Here is a 20690-nt window from a genome sequence, read left to right on the forward strand (position 1 = left end):
TCTACCTTTGATTTAACCAACTCTTTAAGACTTCAATATCATTTTGGTATTCGTTATTTATTTCATCAACCCAATCTGAAATGTTCTCCCACCACGCAGGCATATCTGGAGATTGAGCTTTCTGAGCAACTTGCTGTATGCGTTTCAGGCCAATGGAACCTGCTGCACCTTTAATCTTGTGTGCCTCAGAAACGATACTGTCTTGATCTTTCGCAACCATATTGGAATTCAATATTTCCATATATTCCGGCATCATATCTTCAAACATCACGATACTATCCAAAACAGGTTTCGACCCGACAATGTCAACATAAGACTCTAGCATATCAATATCAAGCAAAGTGGTATCAATCGTTGAAAGAGCCGGCTTACTCGCTGTTACTTTCTCAACACCTGCTACTTTTTCAACATCCTTTACTGTATCAATGCCCTCGGCTTTCTCAATAACCTCTGGGGCATCCTCAATCAACTCGCTGATGACATCCTGGATTGCACGAACCGACAGTGGTTTACTGATCGCTTCATCCATGCCTTTCTGGAAATACTCTTGCTTATTGTTTAATACATTCGCGGTTAATGCCACCAAAGGCGGCAATTGGCTATATTTCTCGCGGTAGTATTGGGCAATGTCGAAACCAGTCATATCTGGTAACTGGATATCCAGTAATACCAAGTCATAATCTTTCGGGTTGAAAACGATTTGTGCCTCTTTACCCGTCATTACGACTGTCACTTCATGCCCTAGGCTTTCAAGTAAAGAACGAGCTACTGTGATATTGAGCTCAATGTCTTCGACCATGAAAATCTTAAGGTTGGACTGCTTTCTTGGCGTTTTGATCAAAGCCTGAGTATCGTGATTAACTGGAACTCGAATCGAAATCGTAAAGGTACTACCAAACCCCTCTTCACTGGTGACTTCAATGTGACCATCCATCATCTTGATCAGCTGTTGAGATACAGCAAGACCAATTCCGGTACCGACAGCGTGTAAATTGTCTGTTCCCGACTTTACCTGATAGTACATCGCGAAGATCTTCTCGATTTCGCTTTCAGGGATACCAATCCCGGTATCTTCTACTTCCATCGTGATGTTGGCAAAGTCGCCATCAATTTCAGCGCTGACCGTCATCACGACACCACCATCTTTGGTGAACTTCATCGCGTTGCTTACAAGGTTCCACAATACCTGTCTAAGACGAGTACCATCCACCTCAACTGCAGATGGGAGATCGGACAATCTTTCTAGATCAAACCTCAACCCTTTCTGCTCTGCCATTAACGCAGAAATGCTTTCGATCTCAACAACGAAATCTTCAAAATTGATAGGGGTTGGGAATAGCTCAAGCTTACGGCGGTCGAACTTATCCATGTCGATAATATCGTTAAAGATATTACCCAGTGTCACCGCACTCACCTTGATGGTTTGCATCTGCTTACGCTGCTCGGTCGTCAGCTGGCTATCCAATAACATGCGGCTCAAGCCGATGATGCCATTGAGCGGTGTTCTTAACTCGTGGCTAATGGTTGAGATAAAGGTGGTCTTATCGCGACTGGCTTTCTCTAGTGATTCTTGGTGCTCTTTACGCTCGGTAATATCACGACCAAAACCAACCAAGCCAAGGTGGCGACCATCTTTACTGTAGAAAGGCACCTTACGCAGCTCGAAGTAACTCTTACGTCCATCGGGGTATTCAAGCCATTGGTCATAGGTCAAAGCTTGGTTGTCAGCAAAGACTTTCTTATCGGTTTCAACAACTTGCTGGGCTACCTCTTTGCTGTAGACATCCCAAGGCGTCAAACCAACTAGCTCTTTTTCTGTTTTGCCCGTGAGTTCTTCAACCGCTCGGTTGCAACCTGAAAACACACCATCTTCATTGCGATAATAAATGAGGTCAGGCGAGGCATCGATAAACGAACGCAACAGCGCCGTACGTTCTGCTAATTCAAGCTGAGTTCGCTCACGCTGAAACACTTCGTTCTCAAGATCATGCATTGCTTCTGCACGCGCTTCTTCGGCTTTTTCACGATCTTCAATTTCTTGGTTGAGCTTTTCGATATTGAGTTGCAGTTTATTGTTGAGTTCTTGATCTCGCTCTCGCATGTCACCCAGCTTAGAGACCAATTTAGCCAACCTTTGGCGAGACTCTTCCAGTTGATCGACCACGACTGAGAGAAAATAGACCGCCCAAGGTGTGATCACTAAACCGAAGAAAACCGAACGGACAATGTCGATATCATCAACATTACCTTTGAGTGCGAGGGTGATACCGACTTGTACAACAACAGCAAGGGCAACAAGCGCTAGGGCGAGTAAGATAGAAAAGCGGACAATCCCCAATTTTACGAGCAGATCCACGTAATACTGGGCAAGATTTTTCATGGGTTTCATTTAGCGCTCCACGCGATAAGACTAGCAACATTCTACCTTGTTTGAAGAAAGTAGGTAAGCTAGCTACATCACACGCAGCAAGAGATTAGCGGTAATATCGAAGGTTAATCAACCAATATTAATACTAACCAAGCAATATCAATACTAGCCAAGCCACATAAATATTAGCCAAGTAATATAAATGCTAAACAAGAAAAAGACGGAGTCACTAAGTTACCCATTCTATAAAGTTAGTGAATAGAGTATGGATGCACTATCGAACGATTTCGACCATCAGATTTCGCTTGATACAACGCACTGTCAGCCAAGGCAACAGCAGACTCCATTTCGTCATCAGGTGTTGGTATATAAGAGACAATACCAATACTCACCGTGATGGAGTCAGACACTGTAGACTTCTCATGAGCGAGTCCTAGTTTTTGCACTTCATCATGAATTCGACGAGCGACCATAAGCGCACCTTCTGTGGTTGTGTTTGGGAGAATAAAGCCAAACTCTTCACCACCGTACCGAGCCACGCAATCCGAAGAGCGATTCAACACCTGCTTAAAGGCTTGTGAAACCTGAATCAAAGCATCGTCTCCTTGTTGGTGTCCATAGAAATCGTTATAGCCTTTAAAGAAGTCGATATCACACAGCATGATCGTCAACGGCAACTTCTCACGCACATGATGATGCCACAATGTAGACAGCTGCTCATCGAAGCGACGTCGATTGGATACCTGAGTTAAACTATCCATAAAACTGAGGCGCTCAAGCTCTAAATTGGCTTCTTCAAGTTTCTGCTCGGCGAGGTAACGTTCTGTGATATCACGTGCCATGATCAGTACACCATTGGTACTCGATGCAGGGTCTCTAAAAGGCGACTTCACTACATCATACCAAGTAAACTCTCCATCACTTGAAACCAGTTTGTCGATGTAACGCAACGAGTTACCTTGATGAAGTACTTGGTGATCACTCTCTGATACGCGCATATAAATGCTATTTGGTACTACGTCTTGTAGACGTTTACCCACTAAGTCACTGACTTCAGAAATACCCAACGCTGCCACAAATGGCTTATTACACGCCTGGTAAACCATATTTTCGTTGAAGATACCAATCGAGTCAGGGCTCGCTTCCAAGATGTTTTGTAAAATGGTGTCACGTTGTGCAAGTGCAACTTCAGTATCTTTACGCTTTTCCATTTCCCCACGCAGTTGTTGCTGCATGTCATGCCAATCCGTCACATCGTGACTTATCGAGAGCGTACCTATGGTTTCCCCACTTTGCGAGAGCAAGACACTTTGATAGGTTTCAAGGAGACACCCCTTACCATCTTGGTCTGTGGTCCATGAGCGCTCACTGACACGACCTTTTAAGGCACCACTAGACACACTTAAAGTGCCCTCTTCAGGGCGACCATGCCAAAACTTTTTAAACGCACGATTACTCGCGACCAATTCACCCTTTTGATCGATGACATAGACCAACTCAGATAAAGAATCCAAAGCGGTACGAGCAACATTGAGATCACGAACCTCTTGGGAAATCTCTTCGTTGGTACTTTTATAAGGGGAAGCATGTATCATCCAAGCCTTTCTACTTCTAAAGTGGATCTTACGACCCACCAAGTTGATCTTAAAAGATTCAAATTCAGAAAGAACCCAGGACGAGAGATACTCAAACGTTCGAGAGTTGATGTGATCAGTGAGGTAATGACGAAAACTATTCTCAGCTTCCACTGTTGGAAAACGAAAGTGAGTACCGATTTGGCGGATACCAAGCAGCTGCATGGCTTGGCGATTGGCGTACAAGATCTCGCCACTTCGGATGTCAACAAAATAAAGAGGTGAAGGCGTAGCGAGAAGAAGCTGTTCAATATATGACTGGTAACGTAAATAAATATGCCAGCAGATGAGACCTATCAGCAATAGAACAACGATATATATACCGTAGCCATACGCCCTATCCCATAACCAAGTCATTACCAGTTCCATCTGCTCTCAATCTATGCTTATAAATTCTGTGAGGGAAATGTTACCACTATTTGTTGGTTTTATCTGCTGTTACCTACAGTCACCCATTCCTATCAATTGGTCGCGTTTAAAACAGGTTGCGTGTACTCGAATGCAAAGCCTGTTTTAATGCCTTGTGCGCCGGTTTTATCAAGCGAACGACCAATCTCAGTCATCGCCAACCAGCGGTTCTCACACCATAAAGGGGAGAGTAGTGTCGGGCGTCTCGCCGCAGAAGATACACGATGATAAACCACGTCCGCTGGTGTGCGTTGAATGATCTCACTCGCGATATCAATGTACTCCTCAAGGCTTGGTGCTTCTAGCTTTCCTGCCTTCCAGGCTTTAGCCATGGTACTGCCTTCAACAATATGAAGCCCGTGAAGCTTGATACCATCAGTGCCAGCCGCTAATACCTTATCTAGAGTTTCAAGGTTATCCGCTTTGGTTTCTTTGGGCAGGCCGACAATAAGGTGAGTACATACCTTGATTCCTAAAGCACGTGCGCGCTGGGTGATCGTTTCATACACAGTGAAATCGTGTCCGCGGTTAATTCGCTTGAGGGTTTTGTCATTGGCTGTTTGCAGGCCGAGCTCTAGCCAAATTTCGTAACCTTGCTTAACGTACTCCGCGAGCAGATCGAGTACCTCATCCGGCACACAGTCTGGTCTCGTGCCAACACAAAGGCCAACAATCTCTGCTCCAGGTGCTTTTAGAGCCTCTTCATACATATTCTTGAGTACCTGCACCTCAGCGTAAGTACTGGTGTACGCCTGAAAATAAGCAAGATACTTCTTGGCACGAGCGATTTCACCCGCACGATCTGTTAATTGATCAGCAATACTTTGAACTTGAGTTTGTTCATCGGCAAAAGAAGCTACGTTGCAGAAGGTACAACCGCCACGGCCAATTGTCCCGTCTCGGTTTGGGCAACTAAACCCACCGTGAAGTGTCAGCTTGTGAACCTTCTCGCCATAACGACGTTGGAGATCTTGGCCGATAGTATTAACTAACTCGTGTAATTGCATATTTTCAAAGCACTCAAGTAAATAAGAATGAATATCAGTCTTTTTTTGAAAAAAAATTACATCCCTGCAAAATTCGACCAATTAGTTTACGCAAGGATTTTTGCGAGCAACCTATCAAATATCAATAAACATGCAAAAAATAAGCTCTATTTGCCTAATGTTGCACATTTGTTAGGCATTAAATTCAAAACAAAACGAAAAAAATGGTCTACATCGGTTAACTTTCATTGCAATTCGCCTAGACAAAATTGTAGGATACTTACACATATTGGCTATTTCTGAGTGTTTACTTACATCGAAAACTTGCCAATAAGTCGGTGATGTCCATACCCCACCTATATAAACCACTAGTTTGTGGTCAAAAACAAACGGATATCACTAAGGATTGTTTTTCTCGCAATACTTTTCCTGCGAGATACGGAAAGGATTCAAACCGCCAGCATAGGCAGGTTTAGACCCATAAATATAAAAGGACAAGGCTAACTTTATACAAAGAAGTTGCGCCTAGATTTAACTGGAAGGATGTATCTATGGTAGATCAAGAGCAGAACTCACAGGGTCTGTATACTCCTGAATTGGAGCATGACGCTTGTGGTATCGGTTTTGTTGCTCATCTTAAGAATCGCAAATCTCATGATGTAGTAACTCAAGCACTCGATATGCTTGCACGTATGGAACACCGTGGCGGCCAAGGCTGTGATCCGTGTTCTGGTGATGGTGCAGGTATCCTGCTACAGAAGCCACACGAATTCTTACTAGAAGAAGCCGTAAAGCTTGGAATTAAACTGCCATCTTTTGAAAAATATGGTGTTGGTGTTGTACTTTTCCCTAAGGATGAATACAAACGTGCACAGTGTCGTGACATTCTAGAACGCAATGCACAGCGCCTTGAGTTAGAAGTTATCGGTTACCGTGAACTTCCAACTGACAATTCAATGATTGGTGCTGACCCACTAAGCACTGAACCTCAATTTGAACACGTATTTATTTCTGGCGGCCCTGGTATCACACCAGAAGAGCTTGAGCGTAAACTGTATGTTCTACGTAACTACACTGTTCGTGTATGCCTAGAAAGCGTGTCAAACATCGGTGACGACTTCTACATCAACTCTATGTCTTACAAGACATTGGTGTACAAAGGTCAGCTAACAACAGAACAAGTTCCTCAGTACTTCCTAGACCTGCAAAACCCAACCATGGTGACAGCTCTAGCACTGGTACACTCTCGCTTCTCTACCAATACATTCCCTCGTTGGCGTCTGGCTCAGCCTTTCCGTTACATCGCGCATAATGGCGAAATCAATACGGTTCGCGGCAATCTAAACTGGATGAAAGCACGTGAAGCAATCCTAGAGTCGGATCTGTTTACACAAGCTGAAATCGACATGCTGCTTCCTATCTGTCAGGAAGGCAGCTCGGATTCATCAAACTTCGATATGGCACTTGAGCTACTTGTTCTTTCAGGTCGTACTCTGCCACACGCATTAATGATGATGATCCCTGAAGCATGGCAAGAAAACAAAAACATGGATCCAACTCGTCGTGCGTTCTACCAGTACCACGCGAACGTAATGGAACCATGGGATGGCCCGGCATCAGTATGTTTCACCGATGGTGTTCAAGTCGGTGCAACGCTTGACCGTAATGGTCTGCGCCCTTCTCGCTACACAGTGACAAAAGACGACTTCCTAGTAATGGCGTCTGAATCTGGCGTAGTTGAAATCGCACCAGAAAACGTTGAATACCGTGGTCGTCTACAGCCTGGTCGTATCTTCGTTGCTGACCTTGAGCAAGGCCGCATCATTTCTGACGAAGAAGTGAAAGACGGTATTGCTAAAGCACAACCCTACGAAAAATGGGTTGAAGAGAACCTTCTGAGCTTGAAAAAGCTACCGGATGCGAACAACGAATTTAACCAACCTTCTCCAGAAAAATTGCTTCATAAACAACAATCGTTTGGTGTGAGCTCTGAAGAAGTAAACGAAATCATACTACCTCTTGCGAAAACAGGCTACGAGCCACTTTCTGCAATGGGCGCTGACTGGCCGCTAGCGATTCTTTCTCATCAATCGCAGCACCTTTCAAACTACTTCAAGCAATTATTTGCACAAGTAACAAACCCGCCAATCGATCCGATTCGTGAGCGTATGGTTATGTCTCTGAACACTTACCTAGGTAAGGATCAGAACCTACTTGCTGAAACGCCTGAACACTGTCAAAAAGTAGAACTTGAATCTCCAGTTCTGTCTAACTCTGAGTTAGAGAAGCTACGTGCAATCGATAACGAGCACCTTCAAGCGAAGACGCTGGATATCGTATTCCAAGCAAACGGAGACAACGGTAAGTTAGAGCGCGCACTTAAGCGTATCTGCCAATACGCAGAAGACGCTGTGATTGATGGCTACTCTATCATCCTACTGACAGACCGTGCGGTTAACTCTACCCACGCCGCTATTCCAGCAATGCTGGCAGTTGGCGCGGTTCACCACCATCTTATCCGTAAAGGTCTAAGAGCTAAGTGTGACATTGTTGTTGAAACGGGCGATGCTCGTGAGACACACCACTTTGCAACGCTTATCGGCTACGGTGCGAACGCAGTTAACCCATACCTAGTTATTGAAACGATTGTTGAACTGCAACGTACGAAGAAGCTAGATCCAAACGCACACCCGCGTGAGTTATTCGATAACTACCGTAAAGGTGTCAACGGCGGTCTACTGAAGATCTTCTCTAAGATGGGGATCTCTACGCTACAGTCTTACCACGGTGCACAAATCTTTGAAGCACTTGGTGTAAGCAAGTCAGTGGTTGAAAAATACTTCACTGGTACTGTTTCTCGTATCCAAGGTCTAACGATCGATGATATCGCACGAGAAGTGCTAGTTCGTCACCGTGTTGGTTACCCAGCTCGTGAAATCCCAGCTCAGATCCTTGATGTTGGCGGTGTTTACCAGTGGAAACAACGTGGTGAGAAGCACCTATTCAACCCTGAAACCATTTCTCTACTTCAAGAGTCGACGCGTAACAAAGATTACGGTCAATTCAAGAAGTACGCAAAAGCAGTCGATGACCAAGGCGACAACGCAGCAACGCTACGTAGTCAACTGGATTTCATCAAGAACCCTGCAGGCTCTATTCCTCTAGCGGAAGTAGAACCCATCGAGAACATCCTTAAGCGTTTCGCAACCGGCGCAATGAGCTTTGGTTCAATCTCACATGAGGCTCACTCAACACTGGCTGTTGCAATGAACCGCATTGGCGCGAAGTCAAACTCAGGTGAAGGTGGTGAAGATCCAGCTCGTTTCGAACGTAAAGAAAACGGTGACTGGGAGCGTTCAGCAATCAAACAGGTGGCTTCTGGTCGCTTTGGTGTAACGTCTTACTACCTATCTAACGCTGATGAGCTGCAAATCAAGATGGCTCAAGGTGCGAAACCTGGCGAAGGTGGTCAACTACCTGGTGATAAGGTTGATGATTGGATCGGTGCAACACGTCACTCGACTCCGGGCGTAGGTCTTATTTCTCCACCGCCACACCACGATATCTACTCAATCGAAGATTTGGCTCAGCTGATCTACGATCTGAAAAACGCGAACCGTAACGGCCGTGTAAACGTGAAGCTAGTTTCGGAAGCAGGTGTAGGTACGATTGCATCAGGTGTAGCAAAAGCGAAAGCTGACGTAGTACTTATCGCAGGTTTTGATGGTGGTACGGGTGCATCTCCTATGTCTTCTATCCGTCACACAGGTCTGCCTTGGGAACTGGGTCTAGCGGAAACGCACCAAACACTACTGAAAAACGGCCTACGTAACCGTATCGTTGTTCAGTCTGATGGTCAGATGAAAACACCTCGTGACCTTGCAGTTGCAACACTGCTTGGCGCTGAAGAATGGGGCGTAGCAACAGCAGCACTTGTTGTTGAAGGCTGTATCATGATGCGTAAGTGTCACAAGAATACATGTCCTGTTGGTATCGCAACACAAAACAAGACCCTGCGTGAGCGTTTCGACGGCCGCGTAGAAGACGTAGTAACGTTCTTCCAATACATGGCAGAAGGTCTGCGTGAAGTAATGGCTGAACTTGGCTTCCGCTCTATTGATGAGATGGTTGGTCAATCGCACAAACTTAAAGTTCGTGATGACATCGGTCACTGGAAGTACAAGAACCTAGATCTAACACCAGTACTGCATATTGAGCAGGCTCGTGCAGAAGATGGTATCTACAACCAGACAACACAGAATCATAATCTTGAAGACGTTCTAGACCGTAAGTTGATTCAGGCTGCAATCCCAGCGCTTGAGAAAGGTGAAGCGGTTACCGCTCAGTTCCCTATCATCAACACGGACCGTTCAGCAGGCACGATGCTGTCGAACGAAATCTCGAAAGTTTACAAAGACCAAGGTTTACCACAACCAATGAACGTTAAGTTCTACGGTAGTGCTGGCCAATCTTTCGGAGCGTTCCTTGCGAAAGGCGTAAAATTCGAAGTAGAAGGCGACGCGAACGATTACTGGGGTAAAGGTCTGTCTGGCGGTACGTTGGTACTGTACCCAGATGCGAAATCTTCTATCGTTGCGGAAGATAATATCGTGGTGGGTAACGTATGTTTCTACGGTGCAACCTCAGGTGAATCTTTCATTCGCGGTATGGCTGGCGAACGTTTCTGTGTTCGTAACTCAGGTGCGAAGGTTGTAGTTGAAGGTGTTGGTGACCACGGTTGTGAATACATGACAGGTGGCGCGGCAATTATCCTTGGCTCAACGGGTCGTAACTTTGCTGCAGGTATGAGTGGCGGTGTCGCTTATGTTTGGGATAAAGCAGGCGACTTCGAAACCAAGCTCAACGCAGAACTGGTAGACCTAGATCCAATTGAACAAGAAGATAAAGATCTTCTACTAGATATGCTAACGAAGCATGTTGAATTCACAGGAAGTGAAGTTGCTCAGTCTTTCCTAGACAACTTTGAAGTAAGTGTCGCATCACTAGTTAAAGTAATGCCACGCGACTACAAAGCAGTTCTTGAGAAGCGTAAAGCTGAAGCACAACAGGCACAAACGGAAGAAGTGGAGGCAGTATAATGGGTAAGCCTACTGGATTTTTAGAACACGGTCGTGAGCTTCCAAAAAAGCTCGATCCGTCAGTTCGAATTGAAGACAACAAAGAGTTCGTACTTAACGAAGAGTTTGGTGAAAAGATCAATACTCAAGCCTCTCGTTGTATGGACTGTGGCGTACCTTTCTGTCACAGCGGTTGTCCGATTGGTAACATCATCCCAGAATTCAATGATGCGGTTTACCGTGACAGCTGGGAAGAAGCTTGGAACATTCTAAGCTCTACCAATAACTTCCCTGAATTTACAGGTCGTGTGTGCCCTGCTCCTTGTGAAAGCGCTTGTGTTCTTGGTATCAACCAAGACCCAATCACTATCTGTAATATCGAGAAAACAATTGTAGAAACTGCGTACCGTGAAGGGTACGCAAAACCTAAGACACCACGCTCACGTACGGGTAAAACAGTTGCGGTTATCGGTTCAGGTCCTGCAGGCTTAGCCGCAGCTGAGCAACTAAACAGTGCCGGTCACTCTGTGACGGTATTTGAACGTGACGAGAAAGTCGGTGGCCTACTGCGTTTCGGTATCCCAGATTTCAAACTGGGTATGGATGTGATTGATCGTAAGATCAACCTAATGGCTGAAGCTGGCGTTGAGTTTAAAGTGAACCAACACATCGGTGTTGATGTTAATGCTCAACAGCTACGCCAAGAGTTTGATGTGGTATTGCTAACAGGTGGTTCTACGGTTCCACGTGACTTGCCAATCCCAGGTCGTGAGCTGAAAGGCGTTCACTTTGCCATGGAATTCCTTGGTCAAAACAACCGCCGTGCCAACGACTTAGACCTAAAAACAGAAGAGCTTCACGCTAAAGATAAGCACATTGTGGTTATCGGTGGTGGTGATACGGGTTCTGACTGTGTGGGTACATCAAACCGTCATAAAGCAGCAAGCATTACTCAGGTTGAGATCATGCCGATCCCACCAGAGAAGCGCCCTGCTAATATGCCTTGGCCTCAATACCCAATGATCATGAAGACCACCACTTCTCACGAAGAGGGTTGTGAACGTCATTGGAACATCCTGACTAAAGAGTTCATCTCTGACGATAACGGTAATGTAACCGGACTTCGCATTGCTGACATCGTTTGGCAAGATGCGAAACCAGGTGAACGTCCAGGTTTTGATGAAGTAGCAAACTCTGAACGTGTTATCCCTTGTGATATGGCATTTCTAGCGATGGGCTTCTTACACCCAGAACCAACAGGTGTACTGGCTCAGCTAGACATTAAACTGGATGAACGCGGCAACGTGGCCTCTGAAGGTTATGCGACCAACCAAAAAGGCGTTTTCGCTGCTGGTGATATGCGTACTGGCCAGTCTCTGGTTGTACGTTGTATTAATGAAGGTCGTGAATGTGCAATTGCCATTGATGACTTCTTAATGGGTAACTCAAACTTAGAAGCGAAAGCTGATTCACTCATGCTTTCCGCATAATATTTCTCGGGCTAATGTCGTTGACGTTAGCCTAGGGAAAAAGCAACACCCTTCCTAACTTTTATATTTGGCTAGCACTCGATGCTAGCCTTTTTTCTATCTGGCCTTCCACTCTTTCTCAATCACTCCAGCAGTGCATGTTAAATCCCGTTAACATCTGGCTTTTATATCTCATTGATCTTCATCGACTATTTTAGATTATTACGTGGCTAATCGCGTTTACACATGATAATTAACCATGAACTTGACCTTAAACACAATTAGCTATACGTTGTAAAGCTGATGAAAATAAAACCAATCGGTTTTGTTAACACAACCAATAACGTTTTAGCTAGCTAAAAACAAACTATCAGTTTATATAAGAACAAGTTCATAAAAAATAACAAGTACATGAATAGTTAGTCATTTACTGTCTGGATGACAGCGAAGCAAAAGGGAGAATTGCAATGGCTCTATATGATCCTAGTCTTGAAAAAGACAACTGTGGATTTGGTTTAATAGCGCAAATGGAAGGCCAACCGAGTCATAAGTTGGTACGAACTGCTATTTCAGCCCTCGATCGCATGACACACCGTGGTGGTATCGCTGCGGATGGTAAAACCGGAGATGGCTGTGGCTTATTGCTACAGAAGCCCGACTCTTATCTCAGAATTATTGCTGAAGAGAATAACTTCAAGCTCGGCAAGCAATACGCTGTCGGCATGATTTTTTTCAGCCAAGACCCAATCAAAGCGCAATCGGCGCAAGACATCGTCAATAAAGAGCTCGCTCAAGAGACTTTAACCGTAGCGGGCTGGCGTATCGTGCCAACCAACACCGACGTATTAGGCCCAATCGCCAAAGATTCTGTTCCCAATATTCAGCAAGTGTTTATCTCGGCCCCTGCGGGTTGGCGTGAACGCGATATCGAACGACGCCTATACATCGCTCGTCGTCGAATTGAAAAGCAGATTACCGAAGACAAAGATTTCTATATTTGTAGCCTGTCGACTCAAGTCATGGTCTACAAAGGCTTGTGTATGCCCGCCGATCTTCCGCGATTTTACCTCGATCTTGCTGACTTACGTATGGAATCAGCAATATGTCTGTTCCACCAGCGTTTCTCAACTAACACACAACCGCGTTGGCCATTGGCTCAACCATTCCGTTATTTGGCGCACAATGGTGAGATCAATACCATTGAGGGTAACCGCCAATGGGCCAAGGCTCGTGCCTATAAATTCTCTTCACCGCTGCTGCCCGATTTACAAACGGCCGCACCTTTTGTGAATGAGACAGGATCAGACTCCTCAAGCTTAGACAACATGCTCGATCTATTCCTTGCCGGTGGTATGGATGTGTTCCGAGCGATGCGTATGCTTGTGCCGCCCGCTTGGCAAAACCACCCAGACATGGATCCTGAGCTTCGTGCCTTTTACGATTTCAACTCCAAGCACATGGAACCGTGGGATGGTCCTGCGGGTATCGTACTGTCTGACGGCCGTTATGCTGCATGTAACCTCGACAGAAACGGATTACGCCCTGCTCGCTATGTGATCACAAAAGACAACCTAATCACCTTGGCTTCTGAAGTCGGTATCTGGAATTATGCGCCAGACGAAGTGGCAGAGAAAGGACGTGTTGCCCCTGGTGAATTACTCGTTATTGATACTCGTCGCGGTAAGCTATGGCAATCGAACGAGATCGACAATGATCTTAAAGGCCGTCACCCATACAAAGAGTGGATGGATAAAAACGTTCACAAATTAACACCGTTTTCCGCACTAGAAGATGACCAAGTTGGTAAGCGTAATTTTGATGATGACACCCTAAAGACCTATCAAAAACAGTTTGCAATGAGCAACGAAGAGTCAGACCAAGTACTGCGCGTACTCGGTGACATGGGACAAGAAGCGGTCGGCTCGATGGGCGACGATACGCCAATGGCAGTACTGTCTTCGAAAGAGCGCCTCATTACCGACTATTTCCGTCAGAAGTTTGCTCAAGTCACCAACCCACCGATTGATCCTTTGCGTGAAAAACACGTTATGTCTCTGGCAACCAGTATCGGCCAAGAGATGAATGTGTTCTGTGAAACCGATGGGCATGCTTACCGTGTGACGTTTGATTCACCCGTTCTGCTTTATTCTGATATGCAGCAACTTCTGCAATTAAATCAAAAGCATTATGGCCATACGATTCTTAGCATGCACTATGACCCAGCAGAAAAAGAGCTCGAACAAGCCATCAATGACTTGTGTGATCGTGCGGTTCAAGATGTACGTGACGGCGCCGTTTTGGTTGTGCTTTCAGACAAAGGTTTAGAGAAAGGTAAGCTACCCGTTCCAGCAGCTATGGCTGTCGGTGCGGTGCAAACTCGACTCGCAGACACCAACCTACGTTGTGATGCTAACATCGTGGTTGAAACAGCAACTGCACGCGACCCACATCAATTTGCCGTACTGCTTGGCTTCGGCGCAACCGCGGTTTACCCGTATCTCGCTTATGAAGCTCTGGGCAAAATGTTGGACGATGGTTCATTAGATAAAGACTATCGCACTGCATTACAAAATTACCAAAACGGCATCAACAAAGGCCTGTATAAGATCATGTCGAAGATGGGTATCTCGACGATTGCTTCGTATCGCTGCTCGCAGTTATTTGAGGCGGTCGGTTTGCATACCGATGTCGTTGATTTGTGTTTCCGTGGCGTAACGACTCGTATCCAAGGCGCTAGCTTTAGCGACTTCCAACAAGATATCTATAATCTATCTCGCAAAGCATGGACTAAGCGTAAACCACTGGAACATGGTGGCTTACTCAAATACGTACATGGCGGCGAATACCACGCGTACAACCCAGACGTAGTCAGCACCTTACAAACCGCAGTAAAGACAGGTGAAACATCGGATTATCAATCTTTTGCGAAGCAAGTTAATGCTCGTCCTGCTGCTATGCTGCGCGACTTAATGAGCCTCAAAAAAGCCGATCAACCTCTACCTCTAGAACAAGTCGAGCCAAGTAGCGATCTCTTTAAGCGCTTCGACTCTGCGGCAATGTCGATTGGTGCCTTGAGCCCAGAAGCTCATGAAGCATTAGCAATGGCGATGAACCGCTTAGGTGGTTATTCTAACTCTGGTGAAGGCGGTGAAGATCCACGACGCTTTGGGACAGATCGTAACTCGCGTATCAAACAGATAGCATCCGGTCGTTTTGGTGTGACGCCACATTACTTAACCAATGCGGATGTTCTACAAATCAAAGTCGCACAAGGTGCGAAACCAGGAGAAGGCGGTCAACTACCGGGTCATAAAGTCACGGCAGAAATCGCTAAGCTGAGATACTCAGTTCAAGGCGTGACTCTGATCTCTCCTCCTCCACATCACGATATTTATTCTATCGAAGATCTGGCGCAGCTGATTTTCGACCTTAAGCAAGTTAACCCTAAAGCCTTGGTTTCAGTGAAGTTAGTCTCTGAACCGGGTGTAGGCACCATTGCCACAGGTGTAGCGAAAGCTTATGCCGACTTGATTACGATCTCCGGTTACGACGGTGGTACTGCAGCAAGCCCGCTGACTTCAGTGAAATACGCAGGTTGTCCTTGGGAGCTTGGCTTAGCCGAAACTCAACAAGCACTCGTCGCCAACGGGCTTCGTCATAAGATCCGCCTGCAAGTCGATGGTGGTCTGAAAACCGGCCTCGACGTCATTAAAGGCGCGATTCTAGGCGCTGAAAGCTTTGGTTTTGGTACTGCACCAATGGTCGCAATGGGTTGTAAGTTCTTAAGAATTTGTCACCTAAATAACTGTGCGACAGGTGTGGCGACTCAAGATGAAACCCTACGCCGCGAATACTTCAAAGGCCTACCAGACATGGTGGTGAACTACTTTACCGGCCTAGCCGATGAAGTTCGCCAGTACCTTGCAGAACTTGGCGTAGAGAAACTTACTGATCTGATTGGTCGTACTGATTTGCTTGAAGCCGTTCAAGGCCTCACGGCGAAACAAAGCAAGCTCGATCTCTCTTCGATATTGGAAGCTCCGGTATCTCCAGAAGGTCACCCACTGTTTTGGACAGAGCCAAACGCACCGTTTGATAAGGCTCAGCTCAACCAACAGATCCTTGATGACGCAATCGATGCGATTGAGAAACGTCAATCCACCAGCCTTTACTACAACGTGATCAACACCGATCGCTCGATTGGTGCTCGTATCTCTGGTGAAATTGCCAAACGTTACGGTAACCAAGGCATGGCCGGTTCACCAATTAAGTTGTATCTCGATGGCACGGCAGGCCAATCCTTTGCGGTTTGGAACGCTGGCGGCGTAGAGCTGTATCTGACGGGTGATGCCAATGACTATGTCGGCAAAGGCATGGCTGGCGGCAAAGTAGTGATCAAACCTCACCAAGGCACAGCCTTTACTTGTAACGAAGCGACCATCATAGGCAACACTTGTCTGTATGGCGCAACCGGAGGCAAGCTATTTGCCGCAGGTACTGCGGGCGAGCGATTTGGCGTGCGTAACTCAGGTACCGTTGCTGTGATTGAAGGTGCGGGTGACAACGCCTGTGAATACATGACTGGCGGTATTGTTGCTATTCTTGGCGCAACTGGCGTCAACTTCGGCGCCGGTATGACAGGTGGTTTTGCTTATGTGATGGATAAGAACGAAGACTTCCAAGGTCGTGTGAACAACGAATCAGTCGAAGCTCTTTCTCTGTCTGATCTATTTATCCACCAAGAACATCTACGCGGCCTGATTGCAGAGCACTTAGAAGAGACTGGCTCAGTACACGCTGAAGCTATTCTGGCGAACTTTGATGAATGGATTCCGAAGTTCTACCTAGTGAAGCCAAAGACGGCGGATCTTAACACCTTGCTCGGTCACCAAAGCCGTAGCTCTGCTGAACTTCGTGTTCAAGCGCAATAATTGGAAGGAGCCAATAATGAGCCAGAATGTATACCAATTTATTGATGTGAATCGCGTAGACCCAGCGAAGAAGCCAATCAAGATACGTAAAATTGAGTTTGTAGAGATCTACGAACCTTTCACTAAGCAACAAGCCAAAGCGCAAGCTGACCGTTGTTTAGACTGTGGTAACCCTTACTGTGAATGGAAATGTCCAGTTCATAACTACATCCCTCAGTGGCTTAAGCTTGCCAATGAAGGGCGCATTATCGAAGCCGCTGAACTGTCTCACCAAACCAACAGCTTACCTGAGGTGTGTGGACGAGTTTGTCCTCAGGATCGACTGTGCGAAGGATCTTGTACCCTCAATGATGATTTCGGCGCAGTAACCATCGGCAACATTGAAAAATACATCAATGACAAAGCGTTTGAGATGGGCTGGAAACCAGACATGTCTCACGTTGAATGGACCGACAAAAAGGTCGCGATCATCGGGGCTGGCCCAGCAGGTCTTGCTGCCGCTGATATCTTAGTTCGAAACGGTGTGAAGGCCGTGGTATTTGACCGCTACCCCGAGATCGGTGGCCTGCTGACGTTTGGTATACCATCGTTCAAGCTTGAGAAAGGCATCATGGAAAACCGTCGCCGTATCTTTAGTGGAATGGGCGTTGAATTTAAGATGAATACCGAAGTCGGTAAAGATGTTCAACTGCAACAACTGGTCGATGACTATGATGCTGTTTTCTTGGGTGTCGGCACCTATAAAAATATGCGTGCTGGGTTAGACAACGAAGAAGCACCGGGCGTTTATGATGCCCTACCATTTCTTGTTTCCAACACCTACAAGGTCATGGAGCTGGATAACCCAACGCCATTCATCGACATGAAAGGCAAAAAAGTGGTTGTGCTTGGTGGTGGTGATACCGCGATGGACTGTGTCCGAACGTCGATTCGTCAACACGCTGCTAATGTTGTTTGTGCTTATCGCCGAGATGAAGCAAACATGCCGGGCTCTCGCCGTGAGGTGAAAAATGCAAAAGAGGAGGGCGTGAAGTTCATGTTCAACCTTCAACCATTAGCACTGGAAACCGATTCATCCGGTCATGTGACTGGCGTTAAAGTGGTGAAAACAGCCTTGGGTGAACCAGATGAGGCAGGCCGCCGTCGTCCTGAACCGGTTGAAGGCAGTGAGCATGTTCTTGAGGCTGATGCCGTGATCATGGCATTTGGTTTCCAACCTCATGCAATGGAATGGCTAGAACCATTTGGTGTAGAGCTCGACCAATGGGGTCGCATCAAGGCTCCCGGCAAACAAGAGTTTCAATACCAAACCACCAACAGCAAGATATTCGCTGGTGGCGATGCCGTTCGAGGCTCTGACTTAGTGGTAACCGCTATCGATGAAGGCCGTAAAGCCGCAGAAGGGATCTTGGATTACCTAGAAGTGTGATTGGGTTTCCTTTATTACTCAGTTCGTTACTATAAAAAAGGATCCAATGATGGATCCTTTTTTGAATTAGATTCGTTTATCACAAGCATCACGAAAATACGTAAAACAATTACAAATAAGCCAATACCGATAACTACAATTAGAATTAAAAACAACGCCATAGGACACACTATGAAAAAAGCCGCTCTCCTTTCTCTATCTCTTTTGACTTTAACCGCTTGTAGCCAAGGAATCACGGACATGAAAGACAGAACTTCATCACCTTGTGGAGACAAACCAAACTGCGTATCAACTCAAGATGACCGTGAACAGTATACATTGGCCGCGTTTGAGTTATCAGGTTCAGCAAACTTAGATGCGATTGAGCAGGTTGCGCTGACCTTACCAGGAGCGAAAACAGCCAACAAAACCGAAGACTACCTACGTGTTGAATGTACTTCTCGCATCATGCGCTTTGTCGATGATTTAGAGCTTAAGATCACTGATGGCAAACTGATCGTGCGTTCAGAGTCTCGCACTGGCCATTCTGATTTTGGCGTAAACCGAAAACGAGCGGATCAACTTCGTGCTAGCTTGAAAAACGAAGGCTTCATCAAATAGATAAAAGAATACACAGATAAATCGTCTGTATTCGGATGAGAAGTGCTTCTGGGCAGTCGCTCGACACTTCTCTTCCATGCTACAATTTCGCTCTACTGTTTAAATATTATTTATTAAGAGACTACACATGAAAATCGGCATCATTGGCGCAATGGAGCAAGAAGTTGCGATCCTAAAAGCAGCAATTTCAGACATTACTGAAATTAATAAAGGCGGTTGTACCTTTTTCTCTGGTCAGCTAAATGGTGTTGACGTTGTTTTGCTTCAATCAGGCATTGGTAAAGTAGCAGCCGCTGTTGGTACTTCAATCCTGCTAAGTGAATACCAACCAGATGTCGTTCTAAACACTGGCTCTGCTGGCGGTTTTGATTCAACACTGAACCTTGGCGATGTGGTTATCTCTACTGAAGTTCGTCACCACGATGCTGACGTTACAGCTTTCGGTTACGAAATTGGTCAAATGGCAGGTCAACCAGCAGCGTTCAAAGCTGACGACAAACTGATGGCTGTTGCTGAACAAGCTCTAGCACAAATGGAAGATAAGCACGCCGTTCGCGGTCTTATCTGTACTGGCGACGCATTTGTTTGCACAGCAGAACGTCAAGCGTTCATCCGCAAGCACTTCCCATCAGTGGTTGCTGTAGAGATGGAAGCATCGGCTATCGCTCAAGCTTGTCACCAATTCCAAGTACCATTCGTGGTTGTTCGTGCAATCTCTGACGTTGCAGACAAAGAATCACCAATGAGCTTCGAAGAGTTCCTGCCACTAGCAGCACAAAGCTCTTCTGAGATGGTTATCAAGATGGTTGCCCTACTAAAGTAAGCGACTAGACATGCAAACACTGTTTGATCAGGTATTTGCAAATGGCGTGCTCCTTGTAATGTGGGGAGCACTGCTTTTTCATTTAATTTTACCTATCCCCCATGCCGCACATCCCACGACCTTATGGCATAAGTTTGCTGAACTTTTAGCAACCAAGGTTAATAACAATCAAAATTATTCCCAAAGCTTAATCTCAGGCACTTTAGCTTGGGGGTTAATGGTCTTGCCGACTCTGGTTATTCTATTGGCACTGCAGCCACTGGTTTGGCAATCACAACTGTTTGAATTAGCGCTGTTGTTACTCGCTATTGATTGGCGTAACAATGAAAAGTTGGCAAATCAGTTGATCAAAGCACTTGGCCGAGAAGATAAAGCCGCGGCTCGCCAGTTATTGGCTCCGATTGTTAACCGTCAAACTGAATCACTGTCATCACTTGGACTTGGCAAAGCCGCGGCTGAAACTATCATCATGGGTTACGCTCGTAATGTGGTTTGTGTTTTATTCTGGTACGCCATTGGTGGTGGAATCGCCGCGTTAATGTATCGCCTGATTGTTGAGTTAGCGCGTGCATGGTCACCAAGTCGAAAGCGATTTTCTCCATTTGGATCAACGGCAATCAAGATTGTCGCTATCCTAGAATTCATACCAATGCGCTTGTTTGCCTTGATGATTGTATGTGGCGATAAAGCGTCTCACACATTCAAGATGATGCTCGTTCAGAGTCGCTCTTGGCCATTGCCCGGCCCTGCATGGTTGATTACAGCTGTCGGCAACAAGCTTGAGCTGTCACTGGGCGGTCCTGCGATTTACGACAACACCAAAGCTATTCGAGCAAAATTAGGCGGCAGAGTCGCCCCTTCAGCGCTGCACTTGTCTCAAGTTCAAAAACTGCTGTTTGGTCGCATCGCTATCTGGATATTTTTACAAAGCCTAATCTTACTATTTGTTCACCAAGGGATTTAG

General features: G+C 46.0%; 10 protein-coding genes. 7 read left to right on the forward strand and 3 right to left on the reverse strand.

Translation table 11 applies throughout. From position 1 onward, the window contains the following. Position 1: 1 nt before the first annotated feature. From arcB to ACED60_RS06785, 3 genes are all read right to left on the reverse strand, one after another. On the reverse strand, positions 2–2389 hold the full coding sequence (gene arcB, locus ACED60_RS06775; RefSeq protein ID WP_371727187.1) for an aerobic respiration two-component sensor histidine kinase ArcB: 2388 nt from the start codon (positions 2387–2389) through the stop codon (positions 2–4). A 230-nt stretch (positions 2390–2619) separates the two neighbouring features. Then, a complete protein-coding gene (locus ACED60_RS06780) occupies positions 2620–4371 on the reverse strand; it encodes a diguanylate cyclase (protein ID WP_012603234.1) in 1752 nt (583 codons plus the stop codon). Between the two features lie 92 nt (positions 4372–4463). Beyond that, entirely contained in the window at positions 4464–5417 is a 954-nt protein-coding gene (locus ACED60_RS06785; protein WP_371727188.1) for a TIGR01212 family radical SAM protein, read from the reverse strand. A 530-nt stretch (positions 5418–5947) separates the two neighbouring features. Here ACED60_RS06785 and gltB (ACED60_RS06790) point away from each other — a divergent pair. The 7 genes from gltB (ACED60_RS06790) (at position 5948) to ACED60_RS06820 (ending at position 20690) form a co-directional block, all read left to right on the forward strand. Continuing rightward, complete coding sequence (gene gltB / locus ACED60_RS06790; protein WP_009848405.1) at positions 5948–10495, forward strand: glutamate synthase large subunit; 4548 nt, start codon at positions 5948–5950, stop codon at positions 10493–10495. After that, a complete protein-coding gene (locus tag ACED60_RS06795) occupies positions 10495–11964 on the forward strand; it encodes a glutamate synthase subunit beta (protein WP_371727189.1) in 1470 nt (489 codons plus the stop codon). Before gltB (ACED60_RS06790) ends, ACED60_RS06795 begins: the two co-directional genes overlap by 1 nt. 446 nt (positions 11965–12410) lie before the next feature. After that, on the forward strand, positions 12411–16874 hold the full coding sequence (gene gltB, locus ACED60_RS06800) for a glutamate synthase large subunit (protein ID WP_371727190.1): 4464 nt from the start codon (positions 12411–12413) through the stop codon (positions 16872–16874). Positions 16875–16890: 16 nt separating this feature from the next. After that, positions 16891–18303 carry an FAD-dependent oxidoreductase gene (locus ACED60_RS06805; RefSeq protein WP_009848402.1) on the forward strand — a complete coding sequence of 471 codons (1413 nt, stop codon included), beginning with the start codon at positions 16891–16893 and terminating at the stop codon, positions 18301–18303. 171 nt (positions 18304–18474) lie between these two features. After that, complete coding sequence (locus tag ACED60_RS06810) at positions 18475–18903, forward strand: DUF1499 domain-containing protein (RefSeq protein ID WP_009848400.1); 429 nt, start codon at positions 18475–18477, stop codon at positions 18901–18903. 127 nt (positions 18904–19030) lie between these two features. Further along, entirely contained in the window at positions 19031–19726 is a 696-nt protein-coding gene (gene mtnN / locus ACED60_RS06815) for a 5'-methylthioadenosine/S-adenosylhomocysteine nucleosidase (RefSeq protein WP_009848399.1), read from the forward strand. A gap of 10 nt (positions 19727–19736) precedes the next feature. Beyond that, entirely contained in the window at positions 19737–20690 is a 954-nt protein-coding gene (locus ACED60_RS06820) for a cobalamin biosynthesis family protein (protein ID WP_017098318.1), read from the forward strand.

It is taken from the genome of Vibrio sp. 1F279 (assembly GCF_041439815.1).
GTDB lineage: Bacteria > Pseudomonadota > Gammaproteobacteria > Enterobacterales > Vibrionaceae > Vibrio > Vibrio tasmaniensis_A.